This is a genomic window from Phyllobacterium phragmitis, assembly GCF_002980495.1.
GTDB classification, from domain to species: domain Bacteria; phylum Pseudomonadota; class Alphaproteobacteria; order Rhizobiales; family Rhizobiaceae; genus Paramesorhizobium; species Paramesorhizobium phragmitis.
The window spans coordinates 25,696-44,676 of record NZ_PVBR01000018.1; the positions used below are offsets into that span (position 1 = coordinate 25,696).

Sequence of the window (18,981 nt, forward strand, 5' to 3'; positions counted from 1 at the left end):
ATTGGATTTGCCATGAACGAACAGACGCCGCAGTTCGATAAGTCCGAACGGCTTCGCAGACAAGCGCATCGTTTGATCCCAGGGGGCAGCCACACCTATGCCAAGGGCGACGATCAATATCCCGTGCTTTCGCCGGGGTTCATCCGGCGCGGCTTCGGCTCGCATGTGTGGGACGCCGACGGCAATGAATATATCGAATATGGCATGGGCAACCGCGCCGTCGGGCTCGGCCATGCCTATCCGCCCGTCGTAAAAGCCGCCGAGGAAGCATTGCGCCATGGCTGCAATTTCACCCGCCCGGCGGAGATCGAGCTGGAATGCGCCGAAACCTTTCTCGACACTATCACCGGCGCGGAAATGGTCAAATTCTGCAAGGACGGATCCGATGCCACGTCGGGCGCCGTCCGGCTGGCGCGCGCCTATACCGGGCGCGACATGATCGCCTGCTGCGCCGATCATCCGTTCTTCTCGACCGATGACTGGTTCATCGGGACGACCAAGATGAATGCCGGCATCCCCGATGCGGTGCGACAGCTGACGCTGACTTTCCGCTATAATGATATCGAGAGCGTGCGCGGGCTTTTCGACCGGCATCCGGGCAGGATCGCCGCCCTCATCCTCGAATCCGCGCGCGGCGACGATCCGCAGGACGGCTTCCTGCACGAGACGAAACGGCTTTGCCATGAGAATGGCGCGCTGTTCATCCTGGACGAGATGATCACAGGCTTTCGCTGGCATGCGCGCGGCGCACAGGCGCTTTACGGCATCGTTCCCGATCTCTCCTGTTTCGGCAAGGCGCTCGGCAACGGCTTTTCGGTTTCTGCACTCGCCGGCAAGCGCGAATTCATGCGGCTCGGCGGGCTCGAGCATACCGACCGGGCGCGGGTCTTCCTGCTTTCGACAACCCATGGCGCGGAAACCCATGCGCTCGCCGCGGCAATCGCCACTGTCAACGTCTATCGGAGCGAGCCGGTCATCGAGCATCTCCATGCGCAGGGGCATAAATTGCAGGAAGGCTTCGAGGAAGCCATTGCACGCCACGGCCTGCAATCCTTCGTCAGGACCGTCGGCCGCCCCTCATGCCTTGCCTATTCGACGCTCGACGAAACCGGCGGGGCATCGCAGACCTTCCGTTCGCTCTTCCTTCAGGAAACGATCCGGCGCGGCGTGCTGATGCCGTCGCTCGTCGTCAGCTACACGCATTCAAACGAGGATATCGCGCGGACCATCGAAGCAGTCGATGGCGCGCTCGGCGTCTATGCGCAGGCGCTCGACCAGGGCGTCGAGCGTTACCTGATCGGGCGTCCGTCGCAGATCGTCTACCGCCGTTTCAACCAGGACGGGGCGACGGTCGCGCAGCCTCTGGCCGCTGGCTGATGCAACGCCGCTGGGCAGCCATCTTCGTCGTTCTCGGCCTGATGCAGCTTCTTCCCGCATCGGCTGAGGAGCATTGGCCTGAGGCCGTCTTTCCGCTGCATGTCGCCGCCGACAAGCGCTATCTCGTCGATGCGGCGGACAAGCCTTTTCTCATTCAGGGCGATGCCGCCTGGTCGCTGATTGCCGAACTGAAGCGCGAGGAGGTCGAAGCCTATCTGGAGGACCGCAGGAAACGCGGCTTCAACGCACTTCTCGTCAATCTGATCGAGCACCAGTTCAGCAGCAATCCGCCCGCCAACGCCTATGGCGACAGGCCGTTCGAAGGCGGCGGCGGTTTTACCGATATGAACCGCCGCTATTTCGATCATGCGGAATGGGTGCTGCAGCGCGCCCGTGACAAGGGTTTCCTGGTGCTGCTCACTCCCGCCTATCTCGGCGCCAATGGCAGCAGCCAGGGCTGGTATCTGAAGGCCGAAGCCGCGGGGCCGGAGAAGCTCCGCCGCTATGGCGAAACTATCGCCAAGCGCTTTACCGGCCTCGGCAACATCGTCTGGGTGCATGGCGGCGACTATGATGTGCCCGACAAGACACTGGTGCAGGCGATCGTTTCGGGGATTGAAAGCGTCGCGCCCAATTCCCTCCACACCGTCCATTCCAGACGTGATACCGTGACCGCAGATTATTGGTCGGGGGAAGAATGGCTGATGCTCGATACGGTCTATACCTATGAGGACGTGCATCGAGCGGTGCTGGCGCGCACGTTGCAGCCGCGGACGATGCCCGTCCTGATGATCGAAGCGCTCTATGAGGGCGAACACGGGACCGGCGAGGAAACCGTGCGACGACAAGCCTATGGCGCACTGCTCGGCGGGGCTGCGGGACACATATCCGGCAATCATCCGATCTGGCACTTCAGCGGCCCCGGAATCATGCCGAGCCCGATCAGCTGGCAGGACGCGCTCGACAGCCCCGGCGCGCGGAGCATGGCCCATATGCGCAAGCTTTTCGAAAGCCTGGACTGGTGGAAGCTTGAGCCTGACGCCAATGGCGACCTCGTCCGGTCGAATGGAAGGGATCCGGGTATCCTTGCCGCTGTTGCCAACGACCGGTCCTTTGCGCTGGTCTATGGCGACCGGGCCGATGGCTTTGACGTCAACATGGCGCTGTTCGCATCGAAGCGAGTCGACATGCGCTGGTACGATCCGTCGAGCGGTGAATTCACCACCGTGCGCGCGGAATCTTCCGGCAACGAAAGCCGCGTCGTGCCGCCACATGCCCGTAATGCATCAGGCGGAACCGACTGGATCCTGGTCCTTCGCGAAAACCGTTAGAGCGGTTCCTCTTTTGATGAAATCGGAGAACCGCTCTAACTATTTTGTTTTTACGCAAGTCCAGACGGGAAACCGCGACGCACTTTTCCTGGACTTGCTCCAGCATCCACCAAAAGAGGTAGGTGACGCCTGCTCTCCTCCTTCCATAGGACACCTCGCCGGTAAAGGCCTCTGGCTGTAGCGTTTGCCTGAGCAACGCCAAGTCAGGGGGAATGCGATGAGAGTTCTGGTCACCGGTCACGAGGGTTATATCGGTTCGGTCATGGTGCCGATGCTGGTCGAGGCGGGACATGACGTCACCGGCTATGATACTGATCTTTACGAGCGCTGCACCTTTGCCGAAGGCGGCGCCATTCTCGCCGTTCCATCGATCCGCGCGGATGTGCGCAACGTGAAGCCTAGCGATCTCGAAGGTTTCGATGCGGTCATTCATCTGGCGGCCCTGTCGAACGATCCGCTTGGCAATCTCAATGCCGAGATGACCTATGAGATCAATCACCGGGCAAGCGTGCGCATCGCCGAGGCCGCGAAGGCTGCGGGCGTCAAGCGCTTCCTGTTCGCCTCCTCATGCAGCAATTACGGCCTGTCCAATGACGATCTGATCGACGAGACGGGCGAACTCAATCCGGTCACGGCCTATGGGCGCTCAAAGGTGCTGGCGGAACAGGATATAGCCGAACTCGCCGACGATGATTTCTGCCCGATCTATTTCCGCCCGGCCACGGCCTATGGCGTCTCGCCGCGCCTGCGTTTCGATATCGTGCTCAACAATCTGGTCGCCTGGGCGGTGACCAAAGGCCTGATATACCTCAAATCCGATGGCACGCCCTGGCGCCCGATCGTGCATATCGAGGATATCTCGCGCGCCTTCATCGCGGGGCTTGCCGCACAGAGGGAAGCGGTCTGGAACGAGGCTTTCAATGTCGGCCGGACCGAACACAATTACCGCATCCGCGATATCGCCAAGATCGTCGCCGATGTGGTTCCCGGCTGCCGGCTGGAATATGCGTCCGATGCCGGCCCCGATGCGCGCTCCTATCGCGTCAGCTTCGAAAAGCTCGCCCGCGTGCTTCCCACGGCCAGACCGCGTTGGGATGCGGTTTCGGGCGCCCGCCAGCTTTTCGCGGCCTATCAGCGATCGGGACTGACGCTGGACGAGTTCGAGGGACCACGCTTCCAGCGCATCGCCCATATCAAGCACCTGATCGCGTCAGGCGTCATCGACAACGATCTGCGCCATATCCCGCCGGCAGCGGAGCCGGATCGTGCATTGGCCTCGTGATGAACGAACGGGCGGGCGGAGAGGCTTTCGAAAAAGCCACTGATGATGGCGGGATCGGCGACGAAATCCACGCCCTCGCCAGCCGCCTCTATCCGATCTGCCGCAGCATCACCGGGGATGGCGTGCGCGAAACGCTCGCCATCCTGGCGGAACACATTGCGCTGGAGCACCACGAGGTGGCGACCGGAACGCCACTGTTCGACTGGACGGCGCCGCAGGAATGGATCATCCGCGACGCCTATATCGCGGACGCATCGGGGCGCAGGATCGTCGATTTCAGGAAGCATAATCTGCATGTGCTGAACTACAGCCTGCCCATCCGCGAAAGGATGACATTGTCGACACTCAGGGAGCATATCCACACGCTTCCCGAACAGCCCGATCTCATTCCCTACCGCACCTCCTACTATGTCGGAAACTGGGGCTTCTGCATGAGCCACAACGCCTTCCTGGCGATGGAGGATATGGAATATGAGGTGGTCATAGACGCGGAGCACCGGGATGGTTCGCTGACCTATGGCGAATATCGCCATGCCGGCGCCACCGACGAGACGTTCCTTCTTTCGGCGCATATCTGCCATCCGTCGCTCGCCAATGACAATTGCTCGGGGCTGGCGCTTCTGGCCCTCCTGGCACGCGATCTCGGCCGGCGGGCGACACGCTGCAGCTACCGCTTTCTTTTCGCGCCGGGCACGGTCGGCTCGCTCGCATGGCTTTCGCGCAACGAGGCGTTGATGCCGGAGATAAAGCACGGTCTCGTCGTCTCCTGCATCGGCGACGGCGGTGGGCCGACCTACAAGCGCAGCCGGCAGGGCAAGGCCTTCATCGACAGGGCGATGGCGCATATCCTCAAGCATTTCGGCGGGAACGCCACTCTCGTTGATTTCTCGCCCTATGGCTATGACGAGCGGCAATTCTGTTCGCCGGGCTTCGATCTGCCCGTCGGCCTCCTGCAGCGCAGCGCCTTCGGCACCTTCCGCGAATATCATACCTCCGCCGACAATCTCGATTTCATCCGGTCCGAGCATCTTGCCGCCTCCTATCGCATCATCACGGATGTCATCGATATCGTGGAGGGCGACTGGACGCCTGTCAGCACCAATCCCAAGGGCGAACCGCAGCTCGGACGCCGCGGGCTCTATTCGGCGCTCGGCGGCGACAAGGCAGGAGCGCAGGCGGTGATGGCGATGCTCTGGGTGCTCAACCTGGCTGACGGGCGTCACTCGCTCCTGGCGATGGCGGAGCGCTCCGGTTTGCATTTTTCCGATATCGCCCACGCAGCGGATCTCCTGCGCGCGCACGATTTGCTGCGGAAAGCTGATTGATCTCAGAACTCCAGATAGCCGGCCGTCTCGAATACTTGCCGTTCGCGGGATAGAATGGGCCAGGAGAGATCCTTCGGCGAGATGACAGTGGGTGGGCTCGGCCAATCGATGCCGACCGCCGGATCATCGAAGCGGATTCCTCCGGCGGCATCCGGCGCGTGAAAGTTCGAAATGAGATAATGGACAATCACATCATCGGTCAGCGTCTGGAAGCCATGGGCGCAGCCCTGCGGAATATAGAATTGCATGCCCTCTTCCGCCGAAAGCTCCAGGCTCAGCCAATCGAGGTAGGATGGGGAATCCGGGCGCAGATCGATGATGACGTCCCATATGCGCCCCTGGACGCAGGATACGAGCTTGGTCTCCGGGTGCGGCTCCTTCTGGTAATGCATGCCACGCAACGTCCCGCTCTCCCGGGAATAAGAGGCGCTGTGCTGCACGAACCGCGTTTCCAGTCCGTGCTCGGCGAATTCCTGTTCGCAGAACAGCCGGGCAAACCAGCCGCGCTCATCTTCGATCCTGACTGGTGAGATCGACCAGGCTCCCTCTATTTTCAGCGGCGTGAATTGCATGGATGCCTCCTGAACGTCAGTTCTCGAACGTTACCTGGCTGTCCAGATTCTTTGCCGTAAACCCCAGCGCGGGAAGAGCGCTTTTCTGAATACGGCGTCCGGCGAAGGGAGGGTGTGTTGGCGCGGTGCATCCGCCAAAGGTGGGAGCCCCTTACCCTTGAACGTCTTTGGACTGACCTTTCGGCACCGGGACCGCCTGTCCCGACAGCCGATGGGATGACCGCTTCGATCTGATTGCAGTATCGGCACGCACACCCCGCTTTTGTAACCTCCTGATACGATCAGCCGAGCGGGCTCGCAGGCCCTGGGGAGACAGGCATGAATATTCAGACACCGGACCTGTTGCGGGAAACGAAGCCGGACAGTCCCAGTAGCGGGGCCAGCAACGGCTGCCGCCTTTGCGGCAAGCTGCTGCACTACAAATTCATCGATCTCGGCATGTCGCCGCCATGCGAAAACATTTTGACGGCCGACCAGATCGACTGCATGGAACCGTTTTTTCCGCTGGATGTGCTTGTCTGCGAATCCTGCTTCCTAGTGCAGTTGAAGGAATATGTCGGGCCGGAAGAGATCTTCACCGAATATGGCTATTTCTCCTCCTACGCCACCAGCTGGGTTGCGCATGCCAAGGCCTATTGCGAAGCGATCACCGAGCGTCTCGGCCTCGATGAAAACAGCTTCGTGGTCGAGCTTGCGAGCAATGACGGCTATCTGCTCCAGCATTTCCAGCCACTCGGCATTCCGATGCTCGGGATCGAGCCCGCCGCCAATGTGGCGGAGGCCGCAAGAGCCAAGGGCATTCCGACCTATGTGGAATTTTTCGGCGTCGCACTTGCGCAAAAGCTGGTCGGCGAAGGCCTGCAGGCCGATCTGATCATCGGCAACAATGTGCTGGCGCAGGTTCCCGATCTCAACGACTTCGTCGGCGGCATGAAAATCCTGCTCAAGCCGGAGGGGACGATCACGCTCGAATTTCCGCATATCGAAAGGCTGATCGAGCATAACCAGTTCGATACGATCTATCACGAGCATTTCTCCTATTTCTCGCTCACCACCATCCGCCATATGGCGTGGCGTCACCGGCTGAAAATCGTCGATGTCGAGGAGCTGCCGACCCATGGCGGATCACTGCGCGTCTACCTCGCCCATGAGGCGAGCGCGCAGAAGCCCGATGTGCGGGTCGCCGAAATGCTCGAAAGAGAGGAGCGGCATGGGCTGACCGATGTGACGACCTATGCCGCATTCGCCGAAAAGGCGCGGCGGGCGAAGCGCGATCTCCTCTTCTTCCTGATCTCGGCGAAGAACGAGGGAAAGCGCATCTGCGGCTATGGCGCGCCCGGCAAGGGAAACACCCTGCTCAATTATTGCGGCATCGGCACCGACTTTCTCGACTTCACCGTCGACCGCAATCCCTACAAGCACGGGCGCTTCACGCCTGGCATGCACATCCCGATCCTGCCTGTCGCCGCGATCGACGAGGCGAAACCCGACTACATCCTGATCCTGCCCTGGAATTTCAAGGACGAGATCATCGAGCAGATGCACCACGTCGCCGACTGGGGCGCCAAGTTCATCATTCCCATCCCCTACGTCACCATCATCGATCCAGCGGAGCTTTGAAAATGAAAGTCGTTCTGTTCTGTGGCGGACTTGGCACGCGTATCAGGGAGTATTCGGAAAACATTCCGAAGCCGATGATCCCGCTCGGCCATCAGCCCATCCTGCGTCACGTCATGGAATATTACAGCGACTACGGCCATGACGAATTCATCCTGTGTCTCGGATACAAGGCCAATGTGGTGAAGGATTTCTTCCTCAACAGCAGACCGCAAACATTCACCGACTGCGTGGTTTCGGAGGGGGGAAGAAACATCCAGCTCCTCGACGAGATCAAGCGCGATTGGCGCATCACCCTGCTCGACACCGGCATCTGGCGCAATATCGGCGAGCGGCTGTGGGCGGCCAGGCAATATGTCGAGGACGACGAGATGTTCCTCGCCAATTACAGCGACGGCCTCACCGATGTCGATCTCGACGACATGACACGCCGCTTCAAGGCAAGCGGCAAGCTCGCCTGTTTCCTGGCGGTGCGTCCGCCGCTCACCTATCATCTGGCCGATATCGCCGAGGACGGGCATGTCCGCGAATTCAGAACCTCCAACACATCCGACATCTGGATCAATGGCGGCTATTTCCTGTTCAGGCGCGAGATATTCGATTTCATGCGCGAGGGAGAAGAACTGGTGCTTGAGCCGTTCAGGCGGCTGATCGAGGCCAACCAGCTCATGGCCTACAAGCATGAGGGCTTCTGGCGCTCCATGGATACGCTGCGCGACTGGCAGACGCTCGAGGATATGGTCGAAAAAGGCGACATGCCCTGGAATGCCAGGATGCGGACCGAGCGGGCGAAGAAGAAAGTCATGATCGCCCTGCCATGATGAAATGTCTCGATCCGGCGGAACGCGGGAAGCCCCTCTACATCCTCTGTCTTGGAGCCCACTCCGATGATATCGAGATCGGTGTCGGCGGCACGATCCTCAGCCTGATCGCATCCGGCATCGATCTGCATGTGGACTGGTGCGTTTTAAGTGCAGGCGGCGTTCGCGCAGCGGAGGCACAGTCATCGGCAACGGATTTCCTTGCGGGCGCAAAATCGCAACGGATCGAGATCGCCGATTTCGACGACAGCTTTTTTCCCTCGCAAAACCGGTTGTTGAAAAAATGGCTGATCGATCTGCGCATGCGCATATCGCAGCCGGATATCGTTTTCACGCATGCGTCCTATGACCGGCATCAGGACCACCGCGAGGTCAATCAGCTGACGTGGAACGTGTTCCGCGACGAATTCATCCTCGAATACGAGATCCCGAAATGGGACGGCGATCTCGGCCAGCCGAACGGCTATGCTAGCCTTTCCAGGGACATCATGGACAGGAAGGTCGAACTTTTGATGAAGCATTTCGGCACGCAGCGCTCGAAGGACTGGTTCGACCCGGAAACCTTTCGCGGACTGGCCCGGCTTCGCGGCATGGAATGCCGTGCGGAAGAACACTATGCGGAGGCCTTTACCCTGCGCAAAACCCGCCTGTTCTAGGATGTGAAGACGGCTTTACTCCACCGAAGAGCTTATCTTCTCCCGGGCTTTTCCCTGCGTGATGAGACGCGCGCTGCGATGGCCGCTGATGTGGATCCATAGCCAGCTCAGGGCGACCGCGATGCGGTTGCGGGTGCCGATCAGGAAAAAGATATGGGCGATGCCCCATATCCACCAGGCCAGCCAGCCGCGCAGCTTGATCCAGCCGAAATCGATGACGGCGGCGCGCTTGCCAATGGTCGCGAGGCTGCCGGAATGCTTGTAGCGGAATGCTCCGGGCGCGGACTTGCCGGAAAGCCTGGCCTTGATGGTCGCCGCGACATGGCCACCCTGCTGCTTGGCGGCAGGAGCAATGCCCGGAACCGGCTTGCCATCCGGCGCGAAGACGGCCGCGGTATCACCGACGACGAATATCTCTGGATGGCCGGGAACAGTGAGATCCGGCGCGACCTTCACCCTGCCGGCGCGGTCGGCCTCGGCTCCGAGCCATTGCGCGGCGGGCGAGGCCTGCACGCCCGCCGCCCACAGAATGGTTCCCGTCGCCAGGGTCTCCTTGCCGAAAACCACATGTCCGGCAGCGCATTCCGTCACCGCCTCGCCGGTTCTCACTTCGACGCCGAGCCGTTCGAGCGCTTTGTGGGCATAGGCGGAGAGATCCTCGGTAAAGCCCGCCAGGATACGCGGCCCCGCCTCGATCAGTACGACCCGTGTCAGATGCGGATCGATGCTGCGGAAATCCTTGACCAGCGTCACATGGGCGAGTTCGGCGATGGCGCCGGCAAGCTCGACCCCCGTCGGGCCGCCGCCGATGATGACGAATGTCAAAAGCGCCTGCCGCCGCGCCGGGTCCGTTTCACGCTCGGCCAGTTCGAAAGCCATCAGCATGCGGCGGCGGATCGTCGTCGCGTCTTCGAGCGTCTTCAGGCCCGGGGCGAAGCGCTCCCACTCATCATGGCCGAAATAGGCATGCCGGGCGCCCGTGGCGAGAACCAATGTGTCATAAGGCACGCTATGGCCGTCGCTGAGCAGGACCTCGTGCTTTGCCGTGTCTACCCCCTGCACGGTCGCCAGGAGCGTTTTCACCTCCGGGCGGTCGCGGAAGAGATAGCGGACCGGCCAGGCGATTTCGGAGGTCGCCAGCATCGCGGTTGCGACCTGATAGAGGAGCGGCTGGAACAGATGATGATTGCGCTGGTCGATCATGGTGATGCGAACCGGGGCACCCGACAGACCGCGAACGGTTTCGAGACCTCCGAACCCTGCGCCAACGACCACGACATGATGCTCCGCCAAGGAATGCTCCTGTTCTTTGCGCCACAACTTCAGCAGGTCCAATGTAAATCAAACGGAAATCATTGCCAGCAGCTATTCGCAAAGTTCGGATTTCTTCAGCTGGTCAGTAATTCAGGCCACGGAAATGGCTTTGACAGCACCTTCACCTGCGCCCGTCCGTTGGGCAGGCGACGGTTCGTCGACCAGTTCCTCGACCGCGGCATAGAATTCCTGCGTTTCCCCGTCGGAGAGCTTCACGAGGTGCCAGACATCAGACAGAAGCAGGCCGATGACGGCGAAGAAGACGAGGCTGCGGTAGCGCTCCTGTGGATGGTTCTGCTCCACGCAAGTCAGCAATTTATTGCCGAACGCCTGCAGGGCAGCGGGAGAATGTTCCTTGGAAGCGCAAAGGGTGAAGGCGGCAAGGCTCCTGCCGTCCTGTTCGTGGCAGCTCTTCATCTCGGCCACCAGGGCGGAGAGAAACGAGACGCCCTGCCCTGTCCGCTCGGATATCCTCTCGCACATCGTCTGGACGAAACGCTGCTCGATGCCCGTCTCCAGAACTCCCTTGGACGGGAAATGATGCAAGAGGCCACCTTTGCTGATCCCGGCATGTCTGGCCACGGCTTCGAGCGTCAGGCCGCTGACGCCTTTGGAAAAGAGGACCTCTTCGGCGCTGTCCAATATCTGTTCGATGGTGACGCTGCCGCGCCTGTTGTGATGTCCTTGCGCCATGCGAGTGATCCTTCCGTAAGTGGCACCCCCGTCTGTTCAGACGAGGGTGCTCGAATTTACTCCGTCGGAACGGTTTCGACTTTCTCAGCTGAGCCGGCCTCATACTTCTTCGGGTCTTTCCAGGCGATGAGCCTGTAGAACATAGGAATGAAGAAGGTGGCGATAAAGGTCGCCGCCAGCATGCCGCCGATGACGCCGGTACCGATCGAGTGACGGCTGGCCGAGCCCGCGCCGGTGCTGATCGCCAGGGGAACCACGCCCAGAATGAAGGCGAGCGAGGTCATGACGATCGGGCGGAAGCGCAGCTTGGCGGCCTCGATGGCGGCATCCATCGCCGATTTCCCCTGCTCGCGCTGCAACACGGCGAATTCGACGATCAGGATGGCGTTCTTCGCCGCAAGCCCGATCAGCGTAACAAGGCCGATCTGGAAATAGACGTCGTTGGTGAGCCCACGCAGCAAAATCGCCACGAGCGCACCGAACATGGCGAAGGGCACCGCCGTGATGACGGCGAGCGGCAGGCTCCAGCGTTCATACTGGGCGGCCAGGATGAGGAACACCATGATCAGGCCGAAGATCATTGCCTGCGAGCCGGTGCCGCTGGTTTCAAGCTCCTGATAGGCGGTGCCCGTCCAGGCGATCTGATAGCCGGACGGCAGCGCCTCCTTCGCCACTTCCTGCATGACGCGGATCGCGTCGCCTGAGGTATAGCCTGGCGCCGGATTGCCGGTAACCTTGGCCGCGGCGAAGGCGTTGAAGCGTTCGAGCTGGTCGGGACCGACGACGCGCTGAACCGTGACGAGCGCGCTCAGCGGGATCATGCTGCCGGAATCGGCCCGTACGAAGACGTGCTTCAGATCGGACGGGGTCCGGCGGAAATCCGCCTCCGACTGCAGATTGACCTGATAGTTGCGGCCATAGAGCGTGAAGTCGTTGACATAGAGGCTGCCGAACGTGGCCTGCATCGCCTCGAACACCGAATTGATCGGCACGCCCATCGCCTTGGCCTTTTCACGGTTGAGGTCGAGCTTGTATTGCGGGATATTGGGATCGAAGCTGGTTCGCACGCCGGTCAGTTCCGGACGCTTGGACGCCGCCTCGACCAGTTGCTGCGTGGCATTCGTCAGCGCCGCCACGTCGCCGCCGGTGCGGTCCTGGAGATAAAGCTCGAAACCGCCCGTGGTGGAGAGGCCCATGATGGGGGGCGGATTGAAGGCGAGCACCATGCCGTCCTTGATACCGGCGTTCATGCCGATCAGCTGGCCCGCGAGATTGCGTGCATCGAGGTCCGGCGTCGTGCGCTCGTCCCAATCCTTCAGCGTTACGAACATGGTACCGGCATTGGTCTTCAGCCCACCGGAGAGAAGATCGAAGCCCGATACCGCGAAGACGTTCTCGACAGCTGGATGCTTGCGCATATTCTCGCTCGCCTGATCGACCACCGCCTCCGTGCGCACCAGCGAGGCCGCCGGCGGCAGCATCGCCACGCTGAAGAGAACGCCCTGGTCCTCGTCGGGAAGCAGGGAGCCCGGAACCGTATAGAACATATAGGCGGTTGCGCCGCAGATGCCGGCGAAGATCAGAAGGCCGATCGCCACACGCTTGACGAAGAAGCGCACGCCTGCCGTGTAGCCGTTGGTGAGCCGCTCGAAGAAACGGTTGAAGATGCGGAACGGCAGGGCTGGCTCATGATGGCCGGGCTTGAGCAGCAATGCGCAGAGCGCCGGCGTCAACGACAGCGCCACAATGCCGGAGATCGTCACCGACATGGCGATGGTGACGGCGAACTGCTTGTACATCTCGCCGACGAGCCCGCCCATGAAGGAAACGGGCACGAACACCGCGCAGAGCACGAGGACGATGGCGATGACCGGCCCCGTCACCTCGCCCATCGCCTTGATGGCGGCTTCCTTGGGCGGCAGTTTCTCCGTCGACATGATGCGTTCGACATTTTCCAGGACCACGATCGCATCGTCCACGACGATACCGATGGCCAGCACCAGGCCGAACAAGGTCAGGAGATTGATCGAGAAGCCGAGCACATACATGCCCGCGAAGGTACCGATGATCGAGATCGGAACGGCGATGACGGGGATAAGCGTCGCGCGCCAGTTCTGCAGGAAGAGGAAGACGACCAGCACGACGAGGATGATCGCTTCGATGAAGGTGTGAACGACCTCCTCGATCGAAACCTGGATGAATTTGGTGGTGTCGTAGGGAACGGAATAATCGATGCCCTGCGGGAAATTCACCTTCAGATCATCCATCCGCGCCCTGACGAGATCCATCGTGTTGAGCGCGTTGGCGCCGGGCTGCAGATAGAGCGCGATCGGCACGGCGGGCGTGCCGTTCAGATTGCTGTCGACGAGATAGCTCCTGGTGCCCAGTTCCACCCGCGCCACATCCTTCAGGCGCAGCGTCGCGGCATTCTGGTCGGAGCGCAGGATGATGTCTTCGAAGGCCTGCGCGTCCGGCAGGCGCCCTTGTGTCGTCGCCGAATAGGTGAAGGCGGAGGATTTCGGATCCGGCTGATCGCTGAAGCGGCCGGCGGCGAATTGCGCGTTCTGCTCCTGAATGGCGGCGGCAACGTCGCTCGGCGTCAGATTGTACTGCGCGAGCTTGTCCGGACGCAGCCAGATGCGCATGGAGTAATCGATGTTGCCGAGAAGCTGGACATCGCCGACGCCGGGAACACGCTTGAGATCATCGATGACGTTCAACAGGGCGTAATTGCCGACATAGGTGCGGTCATAGCGGCCGCCTTCGGCATACATCGCCACGAGGCCGAGAATCGAGGACGAGCGCTTGGCGACGGTGACGCCGAGACGCGTGACCTCCTGCGGCAGGGTCGAGGTGGCGCGCTGCACGCGATTGTTGACGTTGATCGTCGCCTGGTCGGCATCGGTGCCGAGCGCGAAGGTGACGGTGAGCTGCATCTGGCCGTCGCTCGAATTCGTGGACTGCATGTAGAGCATGTCCTCGACGCCGTTGATCTGCTGCTCAAGCGGCGCCGCCACCGTCTGCGCAACGGTTTCGGCGCTGGCGCCGGGGTAATTCGCCGTGATGACGACCTGAGGCGGGGTGAGTTCGGGATATTGCGCGATCGGCAAAATCCGCATCGTCACGATGCCGGCAAGAACGATGACGATGGAGATGACCGCCGCGAAAACCGGCCGGTCGATGAAGAAGCGGTTCATTGTGTCACCGAAGCCGGGTTGGAGATCCTGTCCGCCGCCGCTGCCGCGGTTCCGACGTTGACGGGCGAGCCGGGCCGCACCTTGATGACGCCCTCGGTCACGATGCGATCGCCGGAATTGAGCCCGGAGGCGACGAGCCAGCCGCCTTCGACCTCACGGCGTACCGTCAGCGGACAGATCTGGGCGTTGCCGTCGGCGTCGATCACGTAAACGAACTGCCCCTTCGGCCCCTGCATCAGAGCAGCCTCGGGCACGACGATGGCATTGTCGATCGTCACGCCGGTAATGGTCGCGCGAACGAACTGGCCGGGGATCAGCCGGCGGTCGGGATTGTCGACCACGGCGCGCGCGCCCAGCGTTCCGGTCTCGGCGTCCAGGCTGCTCGAAGTGAAGTCGATGACGCCCTCATGATTGTAGACCTGACCGTCGCCGAAAGTGATCCTCACCTTCAGTTTGCTCGGATCCTCACCCTTCGCCTTTTGCACGTCGAGAAGCCGGCGGATCTCGGCTGCCTCCGAATCGCTGAAGGAGAAATTGATATAGACCGGGTTGAGCTGGGTGATCGAGGTCAGAAGGCTGGAGGATGCGTCGGTGCCGATGAGGCTGCCCTCCGACACCTGTTCCCGGCTGGTGATGCCGTCGATGGGGGCCGTCACCTTGGTATAGCCGAGATTGAGCTCGGCGGTGCGCACCTGCGCCCTGGCGCCAGCGACGATTGCGGCGTTGAGGTCGCGCGTGGCGATTGCGCTGTCGCGGGTGGCGGCGCTCTGAACCTTCTGCTGGACGAGTTGCTCGGCACGCTCGGCATCGCGGACCGACTGGCGGTACTGCGCTTCGGCCTGCGCCAATTGCGCTTTGGCGCGGTCGAGCTCGGCCTGATAGGGCGCGGGATCGATCTCGAACAGGAGATCGCCGGCCTTGACCTCGGTCCCTTCGGTGAAATTGCGGCGCAGCAGAATTCCGCCTACCCGCGCACGCACCTGCACTTCGCGGAATGCCGAGACGCGCGCGGCATAATCATAGGTCAACCCCACTTCGTGCGGCTTGATCTCCACGGCGGTCACCTGCGGCGGCGGCATTTGCCCGTCAGGCGCCTGGGCGGCGGCGGGAAGGACCGCCAGAACGACAAAACCGATGCTGGCGGCCAATCCCGCCAGAGAAAACTTACCCAAATTCATTGTGCAGCCAGACCCTTTTCCGGTGTTTCGCCGAAATAAAAACATACATGAATGTTTGTAAACAGCCCAGAAGTTGATATCATGGCTTTACGCGGCTGAAACGTTCACGTTTGAGTTATCGGCGCGCGAGGCATAGGATGATGCGAAAAGACCCATGAACAAAAACATGCCGAAAAAGGCGCTTGGGAGGAAACAGGGAGGATGAATGCGTAGGACGAAGGCCGAAGCCGAGGAAACTCGCGAGGCCATTCTCGAGGCGGCGGAACACGCTTTTCTCGAAAACGGCGTCAACCAGTCGACATTGATGCAGATCGCGCAATGCGCAGGCGTGACCCGCGGAGCGATCTATTTCCATTTCAAGGACAAGGCCGATATCTATAAGGCGATCGTCGACCGTATCCGCTTTCCGCAGGAAGACCTTGTCGAACAGGTGCAGACCGGCGACCAGGTCAATCCGCTCGACATCCTCCTCGAAGCGGCGATCTCATGCCTGAAGATGTTCGACGAGGACGAGCGCCAGCAGCGCGTCTTCACCATCATCAACCAGCGCTGCGAATATGTCGGCGAACTGAGCCAAGTGCTCGACCGCCTCAGGCAGGCCAACACGCGCGTGCATCAGCTTTTCGTCAGGCTGCTTCAACTGTGCAAACGCCGCAAGATGCTGTCGTCCGACTGGACGCCGGAAGATGCCGCAAGAGCATTGATCGCGGCCATGTCCGGCCTCCTCAACGAATGGGTGAGAACGCAAAAGGCCTTCGACCTTGTCGATGTCGGCACCAAATCGACGCGGGCGCTGATTGCATCGTTCAGAAGGAATGCCGATATCGGCGGGGTTGCTTATGCGGTAGGAATTAGTACCGATGCCATTTCATCTGCCGGCACCCCAACAAAACTGAAAGAAGTGAGGGAACATGGACACAAAGCCCGGGCAAAACTGGAAAGCTGACATACTGGATTTCTGGTTCGGCGAGATCGGACCGAAAGAATGGTTCGAAAGCACGCCCGAACTCGACGGCGACATCCGCACCCGGTTTCTCGAACGCCACGAAGCGATCGCCCGGAAAGCCGCTGAAGATTCCACCGCTCTTGCGGAAGATGCGAATACGGCGCTCGCCGCCATCATCGCGCTCGACCAGTTTCCGCGCAATATGTTCCGAGGAACGGCGCGGGCCTTCGCCACGGATTCGCTGGCGCTCGCCGTCGCGCGGCACGCGGTCGACAGGGAACTTCATCATCAACTGCCCCGGGAGAAACGCGCCTTCCTCTATCTGCCCTTCGAGCATAGCGAGGATCCGGCCGACCAGGAGCGCTCCGTCGCGCTGTTCACCGAACTCGGTGACGAGGAAGGGCTGAAATATGCTGTCGATCATCGGGATATCATCGCCCGCTTCGGGCGCTTTCCCCATCGCAATGTCATTTTGAACCGCGCAAACACGGCGGAAGAAGAAGCCTTTCTCCTCACCCATAAAGGCTACGGTCAGACATTGCCGACGGCGGCGAAGTGAATTGGAGATAGCACGGCCTTGTGTTCGACAATCAGCGCAGGAATTTTTACGCTTACGTCAATGTAACTCTTGCGTGAGGGCGTGAACTGGCCATAGATAAAGATGGAGGAGCAAGGCCGATAGGGTTATCTGGTCTTGAGGCACGTTGGCAAACGAGCTGACAGATGGGGCGGCCGCGCCCGAACGGTGCAGCGGAACGAGATAGGGAGGCAGAATTGGCCAAGAAAGTGACATCCGCGGAAAAGCCCGCGACGAAAGCGACCAAGAGTCCGACGAAAACAAAGGCTGCAAAGCCCGCGGCTGCGAAGACCGCCGCCAGCAGCGCCAAGCGGGCCGCCACAAAGGCTCCGGCAGCGAAAGCTGCGCCAAAGCGTTCTGCGGCTGCGCCAACGCGCCCCTGGCTCAAATCCTATGCGACAGGCGTGCCCGCCGAGATCGAGACGCCGTCCTATTCCTCGATAGGCGACCTCATTGTTTCGTCCTGCCGCAAATATGCCGACAGGCCGTCCTTCACCAGCATGGGCAAGACACTGACCTATGCGGAACTGGAGGAGCGTTCGACAGCACTTGCCGCCTGGCTGCAGTCGCGCGGGCTCGTCAAGGGCGACCGCGTGGCGCTGATGATGCCGAACGTGCTCCAATACCCGGTCGCCATAGCGGCGGTACTACGGGCGGGGCTGGTGGCGGTGAACGTCAATCCGCTCTACACGCCACGCGAACTCGAACATCAATTGAATGACGCCGGCGCGAAGGCCATCATCATCCTGGAAAATTTCGCCACGACGCTGGAAAACGTCCTGCCTAGGACTGAGGTGAAGCATATCGTCGTCGCATCCATGGGCGACATGCTCGGCCTCAAGGGCCATCTGGTCAATTTCGTCGTGCGCAAGGTCAAGAAGATGGTCCCGACCTGGAGCCTGCCGGACCACGTGCCGTTCAAGACGGCGCTCGCCGAAGGCGCCGCAAAGGGCTTTTCACCGGTCGAAGTGGCGCCATCCGATGTCGCCTTCCTGCAATATACCGGCGGCACGACAGGCATTTCCAAAGGCGCGACGCTGCTTCACAGCAACATCCTCGCCAATGTCGAGCAGATGCGCGTGTGGATCGACGTCGCCTACCGGATCAAGGGCAAGCCGAAGGAAGTGAACTTCATCTGCGCGCTGCCGCTCTATCACATCTTCGCGCTGACCGTGAACGCGATGATGGGCATCGAACAGGGCGCGCGCAATGTGCTCATCCCCAATCCGCGCGACATTCCGGCCTTCGTGAAGGAACTGCAGAAATATCCAGTGCACATCCTTCCCGGCCTCAACACGCTGTTCAACGCACTCCTGAACAATGAGGATTTCCGCAAGCTCGATTTCAAGCCGATGGTCCTGACACTCGGCGGCGGGATGGCGGTGCAGCGTCCCGTTGCCGACCGCTGGCACGCGATCACCGGCTGCCATATCACCGAGGGCTACGGCCTTTCCGAGACATCACCGGTGGCGACGGCCAACAGCCTGGATGCGACCGATTTCTCAGGAACGATCGGCCTGCCGCTTCCTTCGACCGATCTCGCCATTCGTGACGAGAACGGCCGTGATCTTCCGCCCGGCGAAGTGGGTGAAATCTGCATTCGCGGTCCACAGGTGATGCACGGCTATTGGAACCGGCCGGACGAGACGAAGACGGCTTTTTACAGCGACGGCTTCTTCCGTTCGGGCGACATGGGTTTCATGGACGAACGCGGGCTCACCAAGATCGTCGACCGCAAGAAGGACATGATCCTCGTCTCCGGCTTCAACGTCTATCCCAACGAGATCGAGGAAGTGGCTGCGGAACATCCCGGTATCGTCGAAGCGGCGGCCATCGGCGTGCCGAATGAGCATTCCGGCGAGGTTGTGAAACTGTTCGTCGTCCGCCGCGATCCCGGTCTGACCGAGGATGCGGTCAAAGCTTTCTGCGCCGAGCGGCTTACCAACTACAAACGTCCGCGCGAAATCGAGTTCCGCGACGAACTGCCGAAGACCAATGTCGGCAAGATCCTGCGGCGCAAGCTGCGCGACGAGCAGGTGTGACGGAGGCTGGAAAGACCGGGAGTGCTGCGGAAAGGTTTTCGTTTCTTAACCCG

The 18,981-nt window shown here is 61.0% G+C and carries 14 protein-coding genes and 1 pseudogene; 10 read left to right on the top strand and 5 right to left on the bottom strand.

The annotated features are described in order from the left end of the window. The first annotated feature begins 12 nt into the window (after positions 1–12). From C5748_RS20310 to C5748_RS20325, 4 genes are all read left to right on the top strand, one after another. Positions 13–1,377, top strand: a complete 1,365-nt coding sequence (locus tag C5748_RS20310; RefSeq protein WP_105743764.1) for a glutamate-1-semialdehyde 2,1-aminomutase — start codon at positions 13–15, stop codon at positions 1,375–1,377. Beyond that, complete coding sequence (locus C5748_RS20315; protein ID WP_245581889.1) at positions 1,377–2,708, top strand: glycoside hydrolase family 140 protein; 1,332 nt, start codon at positions 1,377–1,379, stop codon at positions 2,706–2,708. The genes C5748_RS20310 and C5748_RS20315 overlap by 1 nt, the downstream gene beginning before the upstream one ends. A gap of 217 nt (positions 2,709–2,925) precedes the next feature. Then, entirely contained in the window at positions 2,926–3,990 is a 1,065-nt protein-coding gene (locus C5748_RS20320; RefSeq protein WP_105743765.1) for an NAD-dependent epimerase/dehydratase family protein, read from the top strand. After that, positions 3,990–5,315, top strand: a complete 1,326-nt coding sequence (locus tag C5748_RS20325; RefSeq protein WP_105743766.1) for a DUF4910 domain-containing protein — start codon at positions 3,990–3,992, stop codon at positions 5,313–5,315. The genes C5748_RS20320 and C5748_RS20325 overlap by 1 nt, the downstream gene beginning before the upstream one ends. Positions 5,316–5,317: 2 nt before the next feature. Here the strand turns inward: C5748_RS20325 and rfbC are convergent, their stop codons facing one another. Continuing rightward, positions 5,318–5,887, bottom strand: a complete 570-nt coding sequence (gene rfbC / locus C5748_RS20330) for a dTDP-4-dehydrorhamnose 3,5-epimerase (protein WP_105743767.1) — start codon at positions 5,885–5,887, stop codon at positions 5,318–5,320. 318 nt (positions 5,888–6,205) lie between these two features. On the opposite strand from rfbC, the gene C5748_RS20335 reads away from it, so the two are divergent. From C5748_RS20335 to C5748_RS20345, 3 genes are read left to right on the top strand one after another with little or no spacing between them, the layout of a single operon-like run. Beyond that, on the top strand, positions 6,206–7,507 hold the full coding sequence (locus C5748_RS20335) for a class I SAM-dependent methyltransferase (protein ID WP_105743768.1): 1,302 nt from the start codon (positions 6,206–6,208) through the stop codon (positions 7,505–7,507). A 2-nt stretch (positions 7,508–7,509) separates the two neighbouring features. Continuing rightward, on the top strand, positions 7,510–8,325 hold the full coding sequence (locus C5748_RS20340; protein WP_105743769.1) for a glucose-1-phosphate cytidylyltransferase: 816 nt from the start codon (positions 7,510–7,512) through the stop codon (positions 8,323–8,325). Then, complete coding sequence (locus C5748_RS20345) at positions 8,325–8,981, top strand: PIG-L deacetylase family protein (RefSeq protein ID WP_105743869.1); 657 nt, start codon at positions 8,325–8,327, stop codon at positions 8,979–8,981. The genes C5748_RS20340 and C5748_RS20345 overlap by 1 nt, the downstream gene beginning before the upstream one ends. A gap of 15 nt (positions 8,982–8,996) precedes the next feature. Here the strand turns inward: C5748_RS20345 and C5748_RS20350 are convergent, their stop codons facing one another. The 4 genes from C5748_RS20350 to C5748_RS20365 all read right to left on the bottom strand — a co-directional run bounded on the left by C5748_RS20350 (position 8,997) and on the right by C5748_RS20365 (position 15,363). After that, complete coding sequence (locus C5748_RS20350; RefSeq protein ID WP_245581890.1) at positions 8,997–10,274, bottom strand: NAD(P)/FAD-dependent oxidoreductase; 1,278 nt, start codon at positions 10,272–10,274, stop codon at positions 8,997–8,999. 111 nt (positions 10,275–10,385) lie between these two features. Further along, a complete protein-coding gene (locus C5748_RS29245) occupies positions 10,386–10,988 on the bottom strand; it encodes a TetR/AcrR family transcriptional regulator (RefSeq protein WP_105743770.1) in 603 nt (200 codons plus the stop codon). 56 nt (positions 10,989–11,044) lie between these two features. Further along, the gene (locus C5748_RS20360) at positions 11,045–14,185 is read right to left on the bottom strand and encodes an efflux RND transporter permease subunit (protein WP_105743771.1); all 3,141 of its coding nucleotides are present in this window, start codon (positions 14,183–14,185) and stop codon (positions 11,045–11,047) included. Next, positions 14,182–15,363, bottom strand: coding sequence for an efflux RND transporter periplasmic adaptor subunit (locus tag C5748_RS20365; RefSeq protein ID WP_105743772.1), 1,182 nt, complete (start codon positions 15,361–15,363; stop codon positions 14,182–14,184). The genes C5748_RS20360 and C5748_RS20365 overlap by 4 nt, the downstream gene beginning before the upstream one ends. 205 nt (positions 15,364–15,568) lie before the next feature. Between C5748_RS20365 and C5748_RS20370 the strand changes: the two are divergent. The 3 genes and pseudogenes from C5748_RS20370 to C5748_RS20380 form a co-directional block, all read left to right on the top strand. Next, positions 15,569–16,189: pseudogene (locus C5748_RS20370) on the top strand (TetR family transcriptional regulator); the annotation flags it as partial. An 85-nt stretch (positions 16,190–16,274) separates the two neighbouring features. Further along, positions 16,275–16,868, top strand: a complete 594-nt coding sequence (locus C5748_RS20375) for a DUF924 family protein (RefSeq protein WP_105743774.1) — start codon at positions 16,275–16,277, stop codon at positions 16,866–16,868. Positions 16,869–17,032: 164 nt separating this feature from the next. Beyond that, entirely contained in the window at positions 17,033–18,928 is a 1,896-nt protein-coding gene (locus C5748_RS20380; RefSeq protein ID WP_105743775.1) for a long-chain fatty acid--CoA ligase, read from the top strand. Positions 18,929–18,981 lie beyond the last annotated feature (53 nt).